Source organism: Micromonospora sp. CA-248212, assembly GCF_050948405.1.
Taxonomy (GTDB): Bacteria; Actinomycetota; Actinomycetes; order Mycobacteriales; family Micromonosporaceae; genus Micromonospora.
Map to the genome: position 1 here is coordinate 773,385 of NZ_CP192023.1, position 15,218 is coordinate 788,602.

Genomic DNA, 15,218 nt, shown 5'->3' on the forward strand with positions numbered 1-15,218 from the left:
CGGCGTCGATGCGGGAGGATGCGGGTGTGACGGACGAGGACGCCGCCGGTGGCACGCCGCTGGTGGACGAGGCGATGAAGAAGGCCGCCATGGCCTGGGTCAGCGTGTCCGGTGGGCCGGCGCTCGCGCTCTGGTGCGCCCCGCTGGAGGGCGCGCTCCTGGTGGTGAGCGGGCCGGGCGAGCAGGCCGCGCCGGGCCTCGCCGACGCGACCGAGGCGCAGGTCACCCTGCGCGGTGACCACGGGGGGCGGATCGTCACCTGGCCGGCCCGGGTGACCCGGCTGGCACCGGGCACCGAGGCGTGGGACACCGCCGCGCCGCTGGTGGCGGGCAAGCGCCTGAACGCGCCCGGTCCGACCGCCGACCTGGTGGCCCGCTGGGTCGCCGACGGTTGCGCCCTGAACCGCCTCGCTCCGGCCGGCACGCCCCTGGCCGGCACGGACCTGCCGTCCGACGCGCAGACCGAGCCGCCCCGGGAGACCCCGGCGGTCCGCGCCACCCGCAAGCCGTTCCGCCTGCACCGGGTCCGTCGCCGCTGATCGGGTCAACTCGCCGCGACAGCGGCGGCAGTGACCTTGGCGTCCACGAGGTCGAGCACCTCACGCAGGGTGCCGAGCGTGGTGCCGCGCCACTGACGGTCGGCGTTGAAGACCATGTGTTCGGCCAGATCGGGCGCGGCCAGCCGGACCGCGGTCATGCCGGCCTGTTCGGCGCCGGTCAACTCGTGGCTGCCGCCGTCACCCACGTACAGGCAGTCGTCCGGCCTGAGCCCGAGTCGACGGCAGGCGGTCAGGTAGAGCGCGGCATCCGGCTTGCAGCGTCCGACCTGCACGGAGAAGACCCGTACGTCGAGCAGGGGCGCCACGGGGAGGTGCGGCAGGAAGGCCGGCAGTTCGTGCGTACAGTCGCTGATCAGGCCGGTGCGGACGCCGCGCTCGCGCAGCGCCGCCAGCACGGGCACCGCGTCGGCGCGCAGCCGGGTGTCCGCGCGGATCGCGCGAAGCCGGGACACCACCGCCGCCCGCAGGGCACTGTCACTCGGATGTACGCCCGCCTGGGCGCAGACCCACCGCATGGTCGTCTGCGCGTCGCCGAGCCGGCCGGTGGCGCGCTCGTAGTAGGTGCGGTTCAGCACCTCGCTCAACGTCTCGCTGGGACAGCCGAGCAGTTCGGCGGTGCCGAGGTGCGCGGCGCCGCGCTGCACCGAACGGGTCAGCGTGCCGAAGAAGTCGAACAGCACCGCCTGGTAGCCGGCCATGGGGGAGCGCCTTTGCGGTCGAGGGTCGTCGGCGCGAACGCGCGTGATCGTAACTGAGTGCTGACGTTCCGTGCTGTCCGTGGTCGTGTGAAGATTGCTTCCCGTGTCCCCTCGACCACCCCTGGACCCGCTGACCACCGCCGCGGTCGCCCTGGCCGTCGTTGCCGTGTCAACGTCCGCGCCGTTGATCGCGTACGCCGCCGCTCCGGCGCTGGCCATCGCCTTCTGGCGCAACCTGCTCGCGGTGGCCGTGCTGAGCCCGTTCGCCCTGGCGCGCCGCCGCGCCGAGTTCCGCGCGTTGGCGGGGCGGACCGGCCGGCGCGAGGGACTGTTCTGCGTCCTCTCCGGGGTCGCGCTCGCCGGGCACTTCGCGACCTGGGTGCCGAGCGCCCAGCTCACCTCGGTCGCCGCGGCCACCGCGCTGGGTGCCACCCAGCCGGTCTGGCAGGGGCTGATCGCCCGCGCCCAGGGGCGGCGGCTGCCCACGGTGGTGTGGGTCGGCATCGCGGTGGCGGTGGGCGGCGCGGTGATCGCCACCGGCGCGGACGTGGGCATCTCCGGCCGAGCCGTCGCCGGCGATCTGTTGGCGGTGACCGGTGGCATGTTCGCAGCCGTCTACACCGCCTTCGGTGAACGAGCCCGTGCCAGCATCAGCACCACCACCTACACGACCATCTGCTACGGCATCTGCTCGGCGGTCCTGCTGGTGATCTGCCTGCTGGGCGGGGTCCGTACGGTCGGCTTCGACGGGCGTACCTGGCTGGCGATCCTGGCCCTGGTGGCGGGCGCCCAACTGCTCGGGCACTCGATGTTCAACTACGCCCTGCACAAGATCTCGGCGACCACGGTGAGCGTGCTGATCCTGCTGGAGGCCCCCGGTGCGGCCCTGCTCGGTTGGGCCTGGTTGCACCAGGTTCCCCGCCCGTATGCGCTGCTGGGCATGGCGTTGCTGCTTGTCGGCGTGGCGGTGGTGGTGCTGGGGGGCGCCCGTGCCGCCCGCCGTGCCACGCCGCTCACCCCGCTGCCCGCCGACGCCGCCCCGCTGGAGAGCTGACGATCGCTTCAGACGTCGTACGCCTCGATGACGCGCGTGGTCGGGGCGGCGTCGCCGAGGTCGGCGCGCAGCGCGGCACGCTCCGGGTCGACGAGGAACGACTCGTATCCGGTCCGGGCCGCGAACGTGATCACGTGCACCTCGCTCCGCCCGTCGGTGCCGCGCAGCCGCCGTTCCAGCCGGCCGTTGTGCCGGTCGAGCAGGGCCAACACGGTGTCCTCGTAGCGTTGCCCGGCGGTTTCGGCCCCGGTGGCGTACTCGACGATCGCGACAAGCGTCAGCATGGCGGCCACGCTACCCATCGATGCCGACGGCCGTGGCGCTGGCTTCCCAGAGCCGGGACGCGAGCTGTGGGTCCGCCGCCTTGCGGTACGGCCGACGCGGCCGGCGGTTGTAGTAGTAGCCGCCGCGGGCGAGCCGGGCCGGATCCTGGTTCGCGAGCCAGAGGAGCGTCTCGGCCCCCTTCTCCGGGCTGCGGAACGGCATGAACCGCATGCCGAAGGCGACCAGCCGACTGTCGTTGGCGAACCGGGTCCGCACCACTCCCGGATGGAAGCTGTACGCGGAGATGCCCGGCCAGCGCCGGGACGCCTCGGCGGCGAACAGGATGTTCGCCTGCTTGCTGGTGCCGTACGCGCCCATCGGGTGGTAGGCGCGCAGCGGCCTGTTGAGGTCGTCCGGATCGAGCGCGCCGAAGCGGTGTGCCCCCGAGGCGGTCACCACCGTCCGGCCCACCCGGTCGGCCAGCAGGTTCGTGAGCAGGAACGGGGCCAGGTGGTTGGCCTGGATCGACAGCTCGAAGCCGTCGACGGTGGTGAGCGGTTGAAGCGCGATGGCCCCGGCGTTGTTGGCCAGCACATCGATCCGGTCGTACGCGTCGCGCAGCCGCTCGGCCAGTCCGCGTACGTCGTCGAGGACCGCGAAGTCGGCCCGGAACAGCTCCGGGCGCTCGCCGGCTGTCTCCCGTACGCGCTCCGCCGCGGCCTGTAGTCGGGCCGGGTCCCGCCCGACGAGCACCACCTGGTCGCCGCGGCAGGCGAAGGCCACCGCGGCGGCCAATCCGATGCCGGAGCTGGCACCCGTCACCACCACCAGCCGACGCCCAGTGAGATCTTCCACAGGTCCATTCACCGCGGTCATGGCGCGAGGTTACCGTGGCGTCACCACGCCCTTTGGGATCGTTAAGTTTTCCTCGGATTCAGGTGGCGTCGGCGTGCCCGCCGGTCGCTGGAAGGAGCACATCCATGGCCGCAGTCGGTCGTCCCCGCCGGTCGTGCCTGGCCGTACCGGGTTCCAGCGTCAAGATGCTCGGCAAGGCGCAGGGGCTCCCCGCCGACCAGGTCTTCCTCGACCTGGAGGACGCGGTTGCGCCGCTGGCCAAGCCGGAGGCGCGCAAGAACATCGTGGCCGCCCTCAACGACGGCGACTGGGCCGGCAAGACCCGGGTGGTACGGGTCAACGACCTGACCACCCCGTGGACGTACCGGGACGTCATCGAGGTGGTCGAGGGCGCCGGCGCGAACCTCGACTGCATCATGCTGCCGAAGGTGCAGGACGCCGGTCAGGTGCGGTGGCTGGACCTGACGCTCACCCAGATCGAGAAGACGCTCGGCCTCGAGGTCGGCCGGATCGGCATCGAGGCGCAGATCGAGAACGCGGCCGGTCTGGTCAACGTGGACGCCATCGCGGCCGCCTCGCCCCGGGTCGAGACCATCATCTTCGGCCCGGCCGACTTCATGGCCTCGATCAACATGAGGTCGCTGGTGGTCGGCGGGCTGATCCCGGACTATCCGGGCGACCCGTACCACTACATCCTGATGCGCATCCTGATGGCCGCCCGGATGCACGACAAGCAGGCCATCGACGGCCCGTTCCTGCAGATCCGGGACGTCGACGCGTTCCGCGAGGTGGCGAAGCGGTCGGCGGCGCTGGGCTTCGACGGCAAGTGGGTGCTGCACCCGGGCCAGATCGACGCCGCTAACGAGGTCTACCAGCCGGCGCAGGCCGACTACGACCACGCCGAGCTGATTCTCGACGCGTACGAGCACTACACCTCGGAGGCCGGCGGCAGGCTGGGCGCGGTGATGCTGGACGACGAGATGATCGACGAGGCGTCCCGCAAGATGGCGCTGGTGATCGCCGCCAAGGGCCGCGCCGCCGGCATGAGCCGTACCTCGTCGTTCACCCCGCCGGCGCAGTGAGTGGCCGGGTCGGGTCGCCCGCCGCCGGCCGTCGACCCGGTCCCGCATTCGGCGGTACGCCCACCCGCGCGCCCGCCTCAGTAACCGCTGTCGCTGCTCGCGCCCGTCGTGACCGCGAAGATGATCACGGCGACGTACGCGGCGATGCCCAGCACCATCAGCGCGGTGACGATCCAGCCGACGATGATGCCGGCCTTCGCCAACCCCTCGCCGTCCTCGCCGCTGGCCCGGATCTGCTTCTGCGCCACGTGACCGAGGATCGCCCCGATCGGCGCGGTGATGCCGCAGGACGTGAGACCGACCAGGGCCAGCACCAGTGACGCGATGGCCAGACCGTTGGTCTTGCGCGGGGCCGGGTAGCCGTAACCGGGGTACTGCGGCGGGTAGCCCGCCGGCGCGTACCCGGGTGCGGGGTATCCGGGCGGGGCGTAACCGGGCATGGGCTGACCGGGTGCCTGCTGCGCGCCCGCGTACGGGTCGACCGGCGCGTACGGGTCCACGGGACCGGGCTGGGCGGGCACCGGCTGACCGGCCACCAGGGTCGGGTCCGGCGGTGTGCTCGACGGCTGAGCCGACCAGGTGGGGTCGTTCCAGTCGCCGGGGGGCGGGGGATTGGTCATGCGTGATCTCCGTCGGCTCGGCTGCGCCGCCAGAGTAGCCAGCAGTGACCAAACCCGACGCCCCCGCTCCCGGGTGCCGCGTTGCCCGGGCCGGTCGTAACGGGCAGGATCCCTGGCATGTCAACTGACGCGCGTGCCGCGGACCGGTCCGGCAGCCGACCGCGACGGGACGTGAGCCGTCCGGGTGTGGCGCGGCGCGGTCGGGCGGCCACGTCGACCGGCGCGACCGGCGCCGACGAGCCGGTCGCGCTGCCCGATCCGGTGACCATGCGGCTAGACGGCCGGGTCGCCCTGGTGACGGGGGCGGGCAGTCCGGACGGCATCGGGTACGCCACCGCGCGGCGCCTCGCCGACCTGGGGGCGCGGGTCGCCATCGTGTCGACCACCCGGCGCATCCACGAGCGGGCCGGTGAACTGGGCGTGACCGGGTTCGTCGCGGACCTGACCGACGAGTCCGAGGTGGGCGCGCTGGCCGACGCGGTGGCCGAGCAGTTGGGCGACGTCGAGGTTCTGGTCAACAACGCCGGCCTGGCGAGCCGGACCAGTCAGGGAGTGCTGCGGCCGGTCGCGCAGCTGACCTACGACGAGTGGCGCGGCGAGATCGACCGCAACCTGTCCACCGCGTTCCTGTGCAGCCGGGCCTTCATCGGCGGGATGGCCGAGCGGGGCTGGGGGCGGATCGTCAACCTGGCGGCCACCGCCGGCCCGGTCAACGCCCTGCCCACCGAAGCCGCGTACGCCGCCGCCAAGGCCGGTGTCGTCGGTCTGACCCGCGCGCTGGCCATGGAGATGATCGCCGACGGGGTGACCGTGAACGCGGTCGCGCCGGGCACCATCTACACGGCGGCCTCCACGATGGCCGAGATCAAGCAGGGTCTGGGCACCCCGGTCGGACGACCGGGCACCCCGGACGAGGTCGCCGCGGCGATCAGCTTCCTCTGCTCGCCGGCCGCGTCGTACATCACCGGTCAGATGCTCGTGGTGGACGGTGGCAACAGCGTCCGGGAGGCCCGGTTCCGCTGATCAGTAGCCGCGGCTGTCGCCGTTGTTACCGAGGATGACCAGCGCCAGCCAGCCGCAGCAGGCCAGCAGGGTCAGCGCGGTGAACACGTACCCGAGGATCAGGCCCCAGGTCGCGAGCTGGTCGCCCTCCTCGCCGGTGGTGCGGATCTGCCGCTTGGCCAGGTGACCGAGGACGGCGCCGGCCGGGGGGAACACGAAGGCGAACACCAGCGACAGGATCGCCAGCACGTTGGTGCCCCGACCGGGGCCGCCGGGAGGTGGGCCGTACTGGCCGTAGGGGCCCTGCGGCGGGTACGGCGGCTGCTGACCCCAGTGCGCCGGCTGGTGCGGCCCCTGCCGCTCGTACGGCGACGGCTCGTCGGCGGGTGGCCCGTACGGCGAGCGCTCCGGCGGTCCGGAGGACGACTGGTCCGGCGGTGGCGCGTACGGCGACTGGCCGGCCGGCGGTGGCGCGTACGGCGACTGGTCCCGGGATGGCTCGTAGGGTGACGGCGGCGGCTCGTCTCCCGGCGGGCCCGACGGCGGCGGGTAGCTCACGGCTGTCCTCCTCCTGTCGGTGCCGGAAAAGTCCTTCTTGCCGGACGGTACCCGTAGCGGTGAACCTTTTCACAGCGGTTGTGTGGACTGGTCACCTTGGCCTGGCGGGCCGGGCGACCGATACTTACCGAGCGTTCAGTTACCCACGAGTAGTGCGCTGATTCCCGGAGGCCGAGATGGCTCGACTCGCCCAGACGCCCGGCCTCACCGACGTGCAGCAGTCGATCCTGGAGACCGTCCGGGAGTTCGCCGACAAGGAGATCATCCCGCACGCCCAGCGGCTCGAACACGCCGACGAGTACCCCACCGACATCCTCGACGGGATGCGCGAGATGGGGTTGTTCGGTCTCACCATCGACGAGGAGTACGGCGGGCTCGGCGAGTCGCTGCTCACGTACGCCCTCGTGGTGGAGCAGCTCTCCCGGGGCTGGATGTCGATCTCCGGCATCGTCAACACCCACTTCATCGTGGCGTACCTGATCTCCCAGCATGGCTCCGCCGAGCAGCAGGCCCGCCTGCTGCCGAAGATGGCGACGGGCGAGGTGCGCGGTGCGTTCTCGATGTCCGAGCCGGAGACCGGCTCCGACGTCTCGGCGATCAAGTCCAGGGCCGTCCCGGAGGGCGACACCTATGTCCTCAACGGGCAGAAGATGTGGCTGACCAACGGCGCGTACTCCTCGGTGATCGCCACCCTGGTCAAGACCGACACCGGCGCCGACTCGGTGTACGGCAACATGAGTACCTTCCTGCTGGAGAAGGAGCCGGGCTTCGGCGAGACCGCGCCCGGCCTCACCATCCCCGGCCGGATCGAGAAGATGGGCTACAAGGGCGTCGAGACCACCGAGATGGTGCTCGACGGCGTGACCGTGCCCGACTCCGCGATCCTCGGCGGGGCCGACCAGGTGGGCCGCGGCTTCTACCAGATGATGGACGGCATCGAGGTCGGCCGGGTCAACGTCGCCGCCCGCGCCTGCGGCATCTCCATCCGCGCCTTCGAGTTGGCGGTCGCGTACGCCCAGCAGCGCAAGACGTTCGGTCAGCCGCTCGCCCGGCACCAGGCGATCGCCTTCAAGCTCGCCGAGATGGGCACGAAGATCGAGGCCGCGCACGCCCTCATGGTCAACGCCGCCCGACTCAAGGACGCCGGACAGCGCAACGACGTCGAGGCCGGAATGGCCAAGCTGCTCGCCTCGGAGTACTGCGCCGAGGTCGTCCAGGAGGCGTTCCGCATCCACGGCGGCTACGGCTACTCCAAGGAGTACGAGATCGAGCGGCTGATGCGCGAGGCCCCGTTCCTGCTGATCGGCGAGGGCACCTCGGAGATCCAGAAGACCATCATCAGCCGAGGCCTCCTCAAGGAATACAAGCTCTAACCCCCACCCTGAATCCCGCGATCTTGCAGTTACTGCGGCGACATGGCGTGCATAACGGGGCAGAACGCCAACCGAAACTGCAAGATCGCGGGGGAAACGCGGGTCAGCGGAGGCGGGTCAGGTTTCCGGCGGCGCGTTCGACGATGAGGCAGCGGTCCTCGACGTAGTCCATGCCGGCCTCCTCGGCAATCTCGCGCGCCTCGGCCGACACGATGCCCAGTTGCAGCCAGACCGCCGGCGCGCCGATCGCCGCCGCGTCCCGCACCACCTGCACGGCGTCCGCGGCCGGCCGGAACACGTCCACCAGGTCGACCGGGTGCGGGATGTCCGCCAGCGACGCGTACGCCCGCTCGCCGAAGAGTTCGTCGACGCTCGGGTTGACCGGGATGATGCGCCAGCCGTACCGCTGCATCTGCAACGGCACGCTGTGCGCGGCCTTCATCGGGTCGCGGGACGCGCCCACGACGGCGATCACGGCGGAGTCGGCGAGGATCTGCTGAGCGGTACGCACCCGCCGACTGTAGCTCCGCCGCCCGCCGCACGCGGGCGAGCAACACCTGCGCCGAAAGGCCCGACTGGCCGCCCCCAGCAGCCAGTCGGGCCCGGCCGGCGCTTCGCGCGAAGCGAAGCAGACCGGTTACGCCGTGGGCTGCCGTTCCCCGGAACCCAGGGCGCGGCAACCCACGGCGGTCAGTCGGTCGTCGGGCTGGGGGCCTGGTCGGGTCCAGCGGGAAGGGTGAACGGCGAGTCGCCCTTGGTGGCCTTGCTTCCCGCCTTCTCATAGCCGGCGGGCGGCGTCAGGTCGAAGTGGCTCAGGTTCGCATCCGAGCGGGGCAGCCATTCGAAGGTGCTGACCTCTGACCTGTCGGTCACCTTGCCGCTCTTGTCGGCGACCGTCTTGTACGGCAGGAACGAGGTCGAGTCCACCCACAGTTCTGCGGTGTAGGCCGCCGTCCCCGCCGTCAACCGCAGGTGCACGGTGTCGCGCCCGTCCACCTTCTCCTGCCCCACGATCTCCAATTTGCCCCGGGCGAGCCAAGTCCGGATGCTCGCCGCGTCGTTCGGCACGAAGACCGTGCCGGTTGCCTTGTCCGGTGAGTCGACGAACTCGAAGTACGTCCGCTCGAGATGGCTGATCTGGGTGCCACGGTATTTCCCGTCGGCGACGACCGTCACCAGCGTGGAGTCCGGTCTGCCGTCGCCCCCGAAGATGTCGACCCGCCGGCGTCCGGTCTGCCGGTCCTCCCAGGAGTCGATCCAGCCACCCCGATAGGTGTCGTGCACCTTCACGACGTAGTCGTCCGCCTTGCCCAGCGCGGCCTGGGTCTGGCTGCTGACGTAGGTGACATCGCCCAGCTGCGACGGGTGGGACCCGGACCCGTCCGTCGAGCTGGCGATGCCGCCTACCTGCCCGGTCCGGTTGGCCGTGCCCAGCACGACACCGCCGGTGGCGAGTCCGGCCAGAGCGAAGGCGGTGGCGGCCGCGATCGCCGGACGGCGCAGGTACCAGCGCTTCGCGGCCGGTCGTCGGTACGCGGTCCCGTTGAGGATCGCGTGCCGCATCCGGTCGGTCGCGTCCGTTCCAGGGCCGGTCAGGTCCTCGCGAAAGGCGACGAGCAGCTCGACGCCCGCGTTGTCAGATTCCACGTTGTCGTTCATCCGTTTTCCTCATTCGCAGCGGCGGACGGTGCGTAGTGGGCGGGCATCGCGAGGCGCAGGCGTGCCTTGGCCCGGTGAAGGCGGGAGCGGACGGTGCCCGGTGCCAGGCCGAGCGCGGAGGCCAGCTCCGGATAGTCCAGGCCGGCCCAGATGTGCAGCAGGAGCAGGTCACGTTGGTCGTGTGGCATCGCGGCGAGAGCGCCGGCCAGTGCCCGCGTAGCGGCCTCGGCGTCGAGCCGTTCGTCGGCCCGATCGGCGAAGTTGTGCTGGCCGGAACCGCTGAGTGGATCTCTGCCCGACTTCTCCAGTGCCCGCAGCCACCGCACCTCGGCGCGGTGGTAGTTCCGGAGCAGGTTGCTCAGGATGCCGAACAGCCACGGACGTGCATTGGGCATCGAGGTGTCGTAGCGGTCCCGTCGCGAGAACGCGATCAGGAACGTCTCGGCGACCAGATCCTCGGCGAGCTGCCGCCCGACCCGGCGGGAGCTGAAGTTGTACAGCCAACCGCCGTACCGCTCGAACAGCTCCCCGAACAGTTCAGGCGCTCCCGTTACCAACAGCGAGTCGGAGCGCTCGGTCACAGTCATGTCCCGATGGCCCCCTGGTTCGACGGTGCGTTCATGCCCTGTTCTTGTCTGGCGCCGCCGTCAGGTTCCCGCCTTCTCGGCTCAGCACCGTGGCGAGTGTTCACCGCGTCCTGCCGACAGCTCGTCAGCGTCGTGTGTCACGGCGCGCGGGGGAGGTGTCGCCGCAGGCCCGGGGCTTGCCTCGCGGCAGGAAGACTAGATCAGGGTCAGCTGCTCGGCGGTCGCCGCGGGCGGCGGCTCGGGCAGGCGGCGGTTGTCGCCCACCTCGCCCCGGAGCAGCCCATGGCGACGGGCGGCGATCCGCACCCGGGCGGTCAGCTCCCGCTGGTACGCCTGCGGGGCGTACGCGCCCGAGCGGTACAGCTCGCGGTAACGGGCGACGAGGTGCGGGTGCTCCCGGGCGAGCCACTGGGCATACCACTCGCGGGCGCCAGGGCGCAGGTGCAGCGCCAGCGGGGTCACGCTCGTCGCTCCGGCGGCGGCGATCGCCGAGACCGTGGCGTCGATCGACTCCTCGCCGTCGCTGAGGCCGGGCAGGATCGGCGCCATCAGCACCCCGACGGAGAAGCCGGCGTCGGTGAGCCGGCGGACCGCCTCGAGCCGGCGACTTGGGTGCGGCGTGCCGGGCTCGACGCCACGCCAGAGCTGGTCATCGACGAAGCCCACCGAGAAGGAGATGCCGACCGTGGTCACCTCGGCCGCCTGACGCAGCAGGGGCAGGTCACGCAGGATCAGGGTGCCCTTGGTGAGGATGGAGAACGGGTTGGCGAAGTCCCGCAGGGCCGCGATGATCTGCGGCATCAGCCGGTAACGACCCTCGGCACGCTGGTAGCAGTCGACGTTGGTGCCCATCGCGACGTGCGCGCCCCGCCACTTCGGCGCGGCCAGCTCGCGTCGCACCAGCTCACCGGCGTTGACCTTGACGATCACCTGCCGGTCGAAGTCCGTACCAGCGTCGAGATCGAGGTAGGTGTGGGTGTTTCTCGCAAAACAGTTGTGGCTCACCACCCCATTGGCGATGAAATCGCCGGTGCCGGTGGTGATGTCCCAGAGCGGCAGCTCCAGCCCGAGAGCTTGAATGTCGACCACCCTGAGGTCGGCCCTGCACTTCAGCGCGGCGCCCTCGATCGAGCGCTTCCTGGTGATGGCCGGGTCCGTGAGGTGGAAGAACCGGAGCCGAGCGGGAAGACCTCCGGTCAATCTGATCTGCCGCACCCGGTTGGGTCTGCCGGGGTCCTCAAGCACGCAGGTGAAGCCGAACTGGCGCAGCGCCGCCGTCGTCTGGTCGAGGATCGTGTCGTCGCTGTTGCTGATGCGCAGGGCGCTTCTACTGCAGCTGCCCTCGGCGTCGAAGATGCCGGCCAGGAAGCCGAGGCGCCATTCGTCGGTGGGGGCGGCCGGCCACTGGATCAGACCGGTGATCGTTTCGATGTCCCGCTGTTTCGAGGTGCGGATCGCCGACAGGGCTTGCCGGGTGGCGCTGGCCGGTGCGAACGAGAAGCGTTGTGTCTCGATGCCCTCCTGGGCGAGGTAGCGCTCGCTCCGACTCAACGCCTCGTCGTCGATCAGCGCCAGACGGAACCGATGCACGACCCCCTGTGGGTACGAGTAGGTGGCGAGGTGAGCGTCGCCCCGGACCATCCCGCAGAGGTAGCCCCGGCGGTAGTCAGGTGACTCCTTCGGCCCGGATGCGAAACGGCCTGTGCCGATGAGGCGATTGTTGGTGGTCAGGTAGGGGCGCTGGCCGGTGCCCTGCATAGCCCCGGTGACGTACTTCCAGCCACGATCGGAGAGGAACCGGTGGTCTCCGCTGGCGATGAGCGTGGTGCCGTCAGTCAGGGTGACCCGGTATGCGGGTTTCACGGTGGACCACTTGTCAAGAACGGTGGTGACGACGTATCGGCGGTAGGCACCGCGTCGCTCGGTCCCGTAGATGCGGTCGCCGGGCTCGAGCTCACTGATCAGCTTCGTGCGACCGTCCGCCATCAGGATCGGAGTGTCACCGGCCAGGCAGTAGACACAAGCATGACTGCATCCCCGGTACGGGTTGATGGTCCACTCGAAGGGGACGCGGGACTCGCCGGGCACCCGGTTGAGGATCGATTTGGCCTGCACCTCGTGGAACGTCATCCCGGCGAACTCGGGGGTGTCGAAGGTACGGACGACGGCGCCGGGCAGCGCCAGCGGCAGGGGTGGCGTCGCTGGCGCTGCCCTCTCGGGGTCTCCCTCGACCGGGGGAGCGGTGAGGTTGTCCCAGCGCATGGGCACTATTCGAACACGTGTACGAGGTCCGCGCAAGTGACCCGCCGGACACCCGTGAGCGATCGTCGCTCCAACGGGGGAGGATGGACCTATGGAGAGGTCGACCTTCGTCTACGACGGTGACTGCGCGTTCTGCACGACCTGTGCGGAGTTCATCGAACGCCGGATCCCCACGGGCGCGCGGGTGGTGCCCTGGCAGTTCGCCGACCTGGACGCCCTCGGCCTCACCGTGGCCGAGTGCGAGGAGGCCGTGCAGTGGGTCGGCGCGGACGGCTCCCGCGCCGCCGGTCCGGACGCCATCGCGAAGCTGCTGGCCGACAGCGGTCCGGTGTGGCGGGTGGCCGGCGCGGGTCTGCGGTTCCCGCCGGTGCGCGCGGTGGCCTGGCCAATTTACCGCTGGGTGGCCCGCAACAGGCACCGCCTCCCGGGCGGTACGGCGGCGTGTTCCCTGCCACAGGAGGCCAGGGAGCGGCTCTACGGCCCGACCGGGCGCCCGACCGCCGGAGCCTGATCGCCGAGCCGGGCCCGATCGTCGGGCGGAGCCTGATCGGGCGGCGCCGACGTCGTGTCGACGTCCACCGGGCCCCGCCCCGCGAGTCGGCGTGCCCACACCAGCGGTCGTACCCGTTCCAGGGGCAGGAAGCTGGTCATCGCGGCCAGGTGTGGCGCGAACGAGATCGTGATGGTCGCGATGGTCACCACGTGGAACGAGTAGAAGAAGCCGACCATGGCCACTCGCCAGCGGGCCGGTAACAGGAACACCACGGGGCTGAGCAGCTCGAAGGCCACGATGCCGAACTGGGCGACGATCAGCAGATACGGCACCTGGGCGATGAGGTCGGCCAGGTCGGTGCCGCGTCGGATGATGGCCCTCGCCAGTACCGAGCCGGTCAGCCAGTCCAGACCGCCGAAGCGCAGCTTGGCCCAGGCGGCCAGGAAGTACGTGCAGATGACCGCTATCTGGGTGACGCGTAGGGCCCAGCCGCCGGCCTCCGTGCGGGTGGTGTCGCCGTGGCGGGCCCGGCCGGCGGTGGGCAGCACGGCCAGCGCGACGAGCAGGCCGAACCGGTCGTGGTCGACCTTCCCGTAGCTCATCGCGATGATCATCCACTCGAGGTACAGCGCGCAGACCGTCCAGCCGAGCAGCCGGGGTGCCCGGCCGGTCGCGGCGAGCAGGGCGGCGAGCAGGAGTCCCCAGAAGATCAGCGCCACGACCGTCGGCGTCGGGGTCGGCAGCGGGAGCAGGCGGCCGATCAACAGCGGCTGGTACAGCTCACCGGGCACGCTGGCTCTGGTGCGTACCCAGGGGGTGAAGACCACCAGGTCGGCGACGACGAAGAGGTAGATCACGGTCCGGAACGCGGCGATCCGTCCACGGGGCACCGCCTCCGTCAGCCAGCCGGTCATCGGGAGACCTGCCAGCTGACGATCGTCTCGTCGGTGTGCCGCCCCGTGGGCCGGCCGGCGCGGATGCCGTGCCAACGGATGACGATGCGGACCTCGACCAGCGCGGGGGCGTCCGGATGACGTTCGGCGTACGCGTCGGCGACCTCGGTGAGCAGCGCGGGGTCGGCCGCGTACCGGTCCTGCTGGCCCTCGATCTCGGCGCGGCGGATGCCGGTCGCGTCCTGGTCGAGGTCGACCACCGCTCCGGCGCTGTTCACGCCCTCCACCCGGGTGTCCGGGGCGGGGGCGTTCGGCGGGTTCGAGGTGGCGTACATCCGGAACGGGCCGAAGGGGAAGTCGTCGTCGCTGCCCCAGAAGGTGCCGAGCAGCAGCAGGACGAGACCGAGGGCGGTCGCGCCCAGCCGGGTCACGCGCCCGCGGGTGGTCAGGGTCTCCATCGGGTCGTGACGATACGGGATGTACCGACCGTCTCGCGTCCCACCGACGGTCAGTTCCGCCTGGCCAGGTCGGTGATCATGGGCCAGTGCCCGGGCATGACGGAAGGCCGGACCCGAACCGGGCCCGGCCTTCGCGTGCCGTCGCGCGGACGGCTCAGTGCTTGTGCTCGGCCAGCTGCTTGCGGACGTCGTCCATGTCCAGCGCCTCGACCTGCTCGATCAGGTTCTCCAAGGCGGACTCGGGAAGGGCGCCCGGCTGGGCGAAGACGATGACGCCGTCGCGGATCGCCATGATCGTCGGGATCGACCGGATGTCGAACTTCGCGCCCAACTCCTGCTGGGCCTCGGTGTCGACCTTGCCGAAGACGATGTTCTGGTGCTTCTCCGAGGAGCGCTCGTAGACCGGGGCGAACCGCTTGCACGGACCACACCAGTCGGCCCAGAAGTCGACCAGGACGATGCCGTCGTTGCCGGTCACCTCGTCGAAGTTCGCCGAGGTCAGCTCAACGGTTGCCATTGCACTCTCCGATCACCTGCGGGTTGTCTGCGTCCCGTAGAACCAGGGCTGACCGTATCGAATTCCCGGGCGGCTGCGCACGAAACGTGGCCGGGGCTGCTCGGGTGCCGCGCAGACCATCGAACTGTGTCAGTTCATCTCGTCCTGCGGAACGCAAGTGCATGACGCACTTGCGTGACCTGCGGTAATGGGAGCGTTTCCAGGGAGATCCACCCGGTCGAGCGCTACGAATCGGTAACTTGAGCCCTGACAAGGAGGTATCCGGCCTGCGGAGATCGCTGAT

General features: G+C 70.8%; 18 protein-coding genes. 6 read left to right on the top strand and 12 right to left on the bottom strand.

The window, feature by feature from the left end; genetic code table 11:
• Positions 1-8 precede the first annotated feature (8 nt).
• Positions 9-539 carry a hypothetical protein gene (locus tag ACQP03_RS03610; protein WP_357171869.1) on the top strand — a complete coding sequence of 177 codons (531 nt, stop codon included), beginning with the start codon at positions 9-11 and terminating at the stop codon, positions 537-539.
• Between the two features lie 5 nt (positions 540-544).
• On the opposite strand, the gene ACQP03_RS03615 is transcribed toward ACQP03_RS03610, so the two are convergent.
• Positions 545-1,258 carry an HAD family hydrolase gene (locus tag ACQP03_RS03615; RefSeq protein ID WP_357171868.1) on the bottom strand — a complete coding sequence of 238 codons (714 nt, stop codon included), beginning with the start codon at positions 1,256-1,258 and terminating at the stop codon, positions 545-547.
• A 94-nt stretch (positions 1,259-1,352) separates the two neighbouring features.
• Here ACQP03_RS03615 and ACQP03_RS03620 point away from each other — a divergent pair, with 94 nt between their 5' ends.
• Positions 1,353-2,312: a DMT family transporter gene (locus ACQP03_RS03620; protein WP_357171867.1), complete on the top strand. Its 960-nt coding sequence runs from the start codon at positions 1,353-1,355 to the stop codon at positions 2,310-2,312.
• Positions 2,313-2,320: 8 nt separating this feature from the next.
• Here the strand turns inward: ACQP03_RS03620 and ACQP03_RS03625 are convergent, their stop codons facing one another.
• Both ACQP03_RS03625 and ACQP03_RS03630 read right to left on the bottom strand, forming a co-directional pair.
• On the bottom strand, positions 2,321-2,596 hold the full coding sequence (locus ACQP03_RS03625; protein WP_433460264.1) for a hypothetical protein: 276 nt from the start codon (positions 2,594-2,596) through the stop codon (positions 2,321-2,323).
• A gap of 10 nt (positions 2,597-2,606) precedes the next feature.
• Positions 2,607-3,431 carry an SDR family NAD(P)-dependent oxidoreductase gene (locus tag ACQP03_RS03630; RefSeq protein WP_433461128.1) on the bottom strand — a complete coding sequence of 275 codons (825 nt, stop codon included), beginning with the start codon at positions 3,429-3,431 and terminating at the stop codon, positions 2,607-2,609.
• 125 nt (positions 3,432-3,556) lie between these two features.
• On the opposite strand from ACQP03_RS03630, the gene ACQP03_RS03635 reads away from it, so the two are divergent.
• Entirely contained in the window at positions 3,557-4,513 is a 957-nt protein-coding gene (locus ACQP03_RS03635) for an HpcH/HpaI aldolase/citrate lyase family protein (RefSeq protein ID WP_433460266.1), read from the top strand.
• Positions 4,514-4,590: 77 nt separating this feature from the next.
• Here the strand turns inward: ACQP03_RS03635 and ACQP03_RS03640 are convergent, their stop codons facing one another.
• Entirely contained in the window at positions 4,591-5,133 is a 543-nt protein-coding gene (locus ACQP03_RS03640; RefSeq protein WP_357124422.1) for a DUF4190 domain-containing protein, read from the bottom strand.
• A 117-nt stretch (positions 5,134-5,250) separates the two neighbouring features.
• Between ACQP03_RS03640 and ACQP03_RS03645 the strand changes: the two genes are divergently transcribed.
• Positions 5,251-6,156 carry an SDR family NAD(P)-dependent oxidoreductase gene (locus tag ACQP03_RS03645; RefSeq protein WP_396831816.1) on the top strand — a complete coding sequence of 302 codons (906 nt, stop codon included), beginning with the start codon at positions 5,251-5,253 and terminating at the stop codon, positions 6,154-6,156.
• Here ACQP03_RS03645 and ACQP03_RS03650 read toward each other — a convergent pair whose 3' ends face one another.
• A complete protein-coding gene (locus ACQP03_RS03650) occupies positions 6,157-6,693 on the bottom strand; it encodes a DUF4190 domain-containing protein (protein WP_357124427.1) in 537 nt (178 codons plus the stop codon). It abuts the gene before it with no gap.
• Positions 6,694-6,869: 176 nt separating this feature from the next.
• Between ACQP03_RS03650 and ACQP03_RS03655 the strand changes: the two genes are divergently transcribed.
• Positions 6,870-8,066 (top strand): acyl-CoA dehydrogenase family protein, encoded by a 1,197-nt coding sequence (locus tag ACQP03_RS03655; RefSeq protein ID WP_433460269.1) that lies wholly within the window; start codon positions 6,870-6,872, stop codon positions 8,064-8,066.
• 103 nt (positions 8,067-8,169) lie between these two features.
• On the opposite strand, the gene ACQP03_RS03660 is transcribed toward ACQP03_RS03655, so the two are convergent.
• The 4 genes from ACQP03_RS03660 to ACQP03_RS03675 form a co-directional block, all read right to left on the bottom strand.
• Positions 8,170-8,577, bottom strand: coding sequence for a CoA-binding protein (locus tag ACQP03_RS03660; protein WP_357124433.1), 408 nt, complete (start codon positions 8,575-8,577; stop codon positions 8,170-8,172).
• 179 nt (positions 8,578-8,756) lie between these two features.
• A complete protein-coding gene (locus tag ACQP03_RS03665) occupies positions 8,757-9,725 on the bottom strand; it encodes a DUF2092 domain-containing protein (protein ID WP_433460271.1) in 969 nt (322 codons plus the stop codon).
• Positions 9,722-10,312, bottom strand: coding sequence for an RNA polymerase sigma factor (locus tag ACQP03_RS03670; RefSeq protein ID WP_357171865.1), 591 nt, complete (start codon positions 10,310-10,312; stop codon positions 9,722-9,724). The genes ACQP03_RS03665 and ACQP03_RS03670 overlap by 4 nt, the downstream gene beginning before the upstream one ends.
• 195 nt (positions 10,313-10,507) lie before the next feature.
• Positions 10,508-12,574, bottom strand: coding sequence for an intein-containing Rv2578c family radical SAM protein (locus ACQP03_RS03675; RefSeq protein WP_433460273.1), 2,067 nt, complete (start codon positions 12,572-12,574; stop codon positions 10,508-10,510).
• Positions 12,575-12,665: 91 nt separating this feature from the next.
• Between ACQP03_RS03675 and ACQP03_RS03680 the strand changes: the two genes are divergently transcribed.
• Positions 12,666-13,085 carry a thiol-disulfide oxidoreductase DCC family protein gene (locus ACQP03_RS03680; RefSeq protein WP_433460275.1) on the top strand — a complete coding sequence of 140 codons (420 nt, stop codon included), beginning with the start codon at positions 12,666-12,668 and terminating at the stop codon, positions 13,083-13,085.
• Here the strand turns inward: ACQP03_RS03680 and ACQP03_RS03685 are convergent.
• The 3 genes from ACQP03_RS03685 to trxA all read right to left on the bottom strand — a co-directional run bounded on the left by ACQP03_RS03685 (position 13,049) and on the right by trxA (position 14,935).
• Positions 13,049-13,981, bottom strand: coding sequence for an HTTM domain-containing protein (locus ACQP03_RS03685; protein ID WP_433460277.1), 933 nt, complete (start codon positions 13,979-13,981; stop codon positions 13,049-13,051). The two genes, ACQP03_RS03680 and ACQP03_RS03685, sit on opposite strands and share 37 nt — an antisense overlap.
• Entirely contained in the window at positions 13,978-14,418 is a 441-nt protein-coding gene (locus ACQP03_RS03690; protein WP_357124450.1) for a hypothetical protein, read from the bottom strand. Before ACQP03_RS03690 ends, ACQP03_RS03685 begins: the two co-directional genes overlap by 4 nt.
• Before the next feature lie 154 nt (positions 14,419-14,572).
• Positions 14,573-14,935, bottom strand: coding sequence for a thioredoxin (trxA, locus tag ACQP03_RS03695; RefSeq protein ID WP_074316526.1), 363 nt, complete (start codon positions 14,933-14,935; stop codon positions 14,573-14,575).
• Positions 14,936-15,218 lie beyond the last annotated feature (283 nt).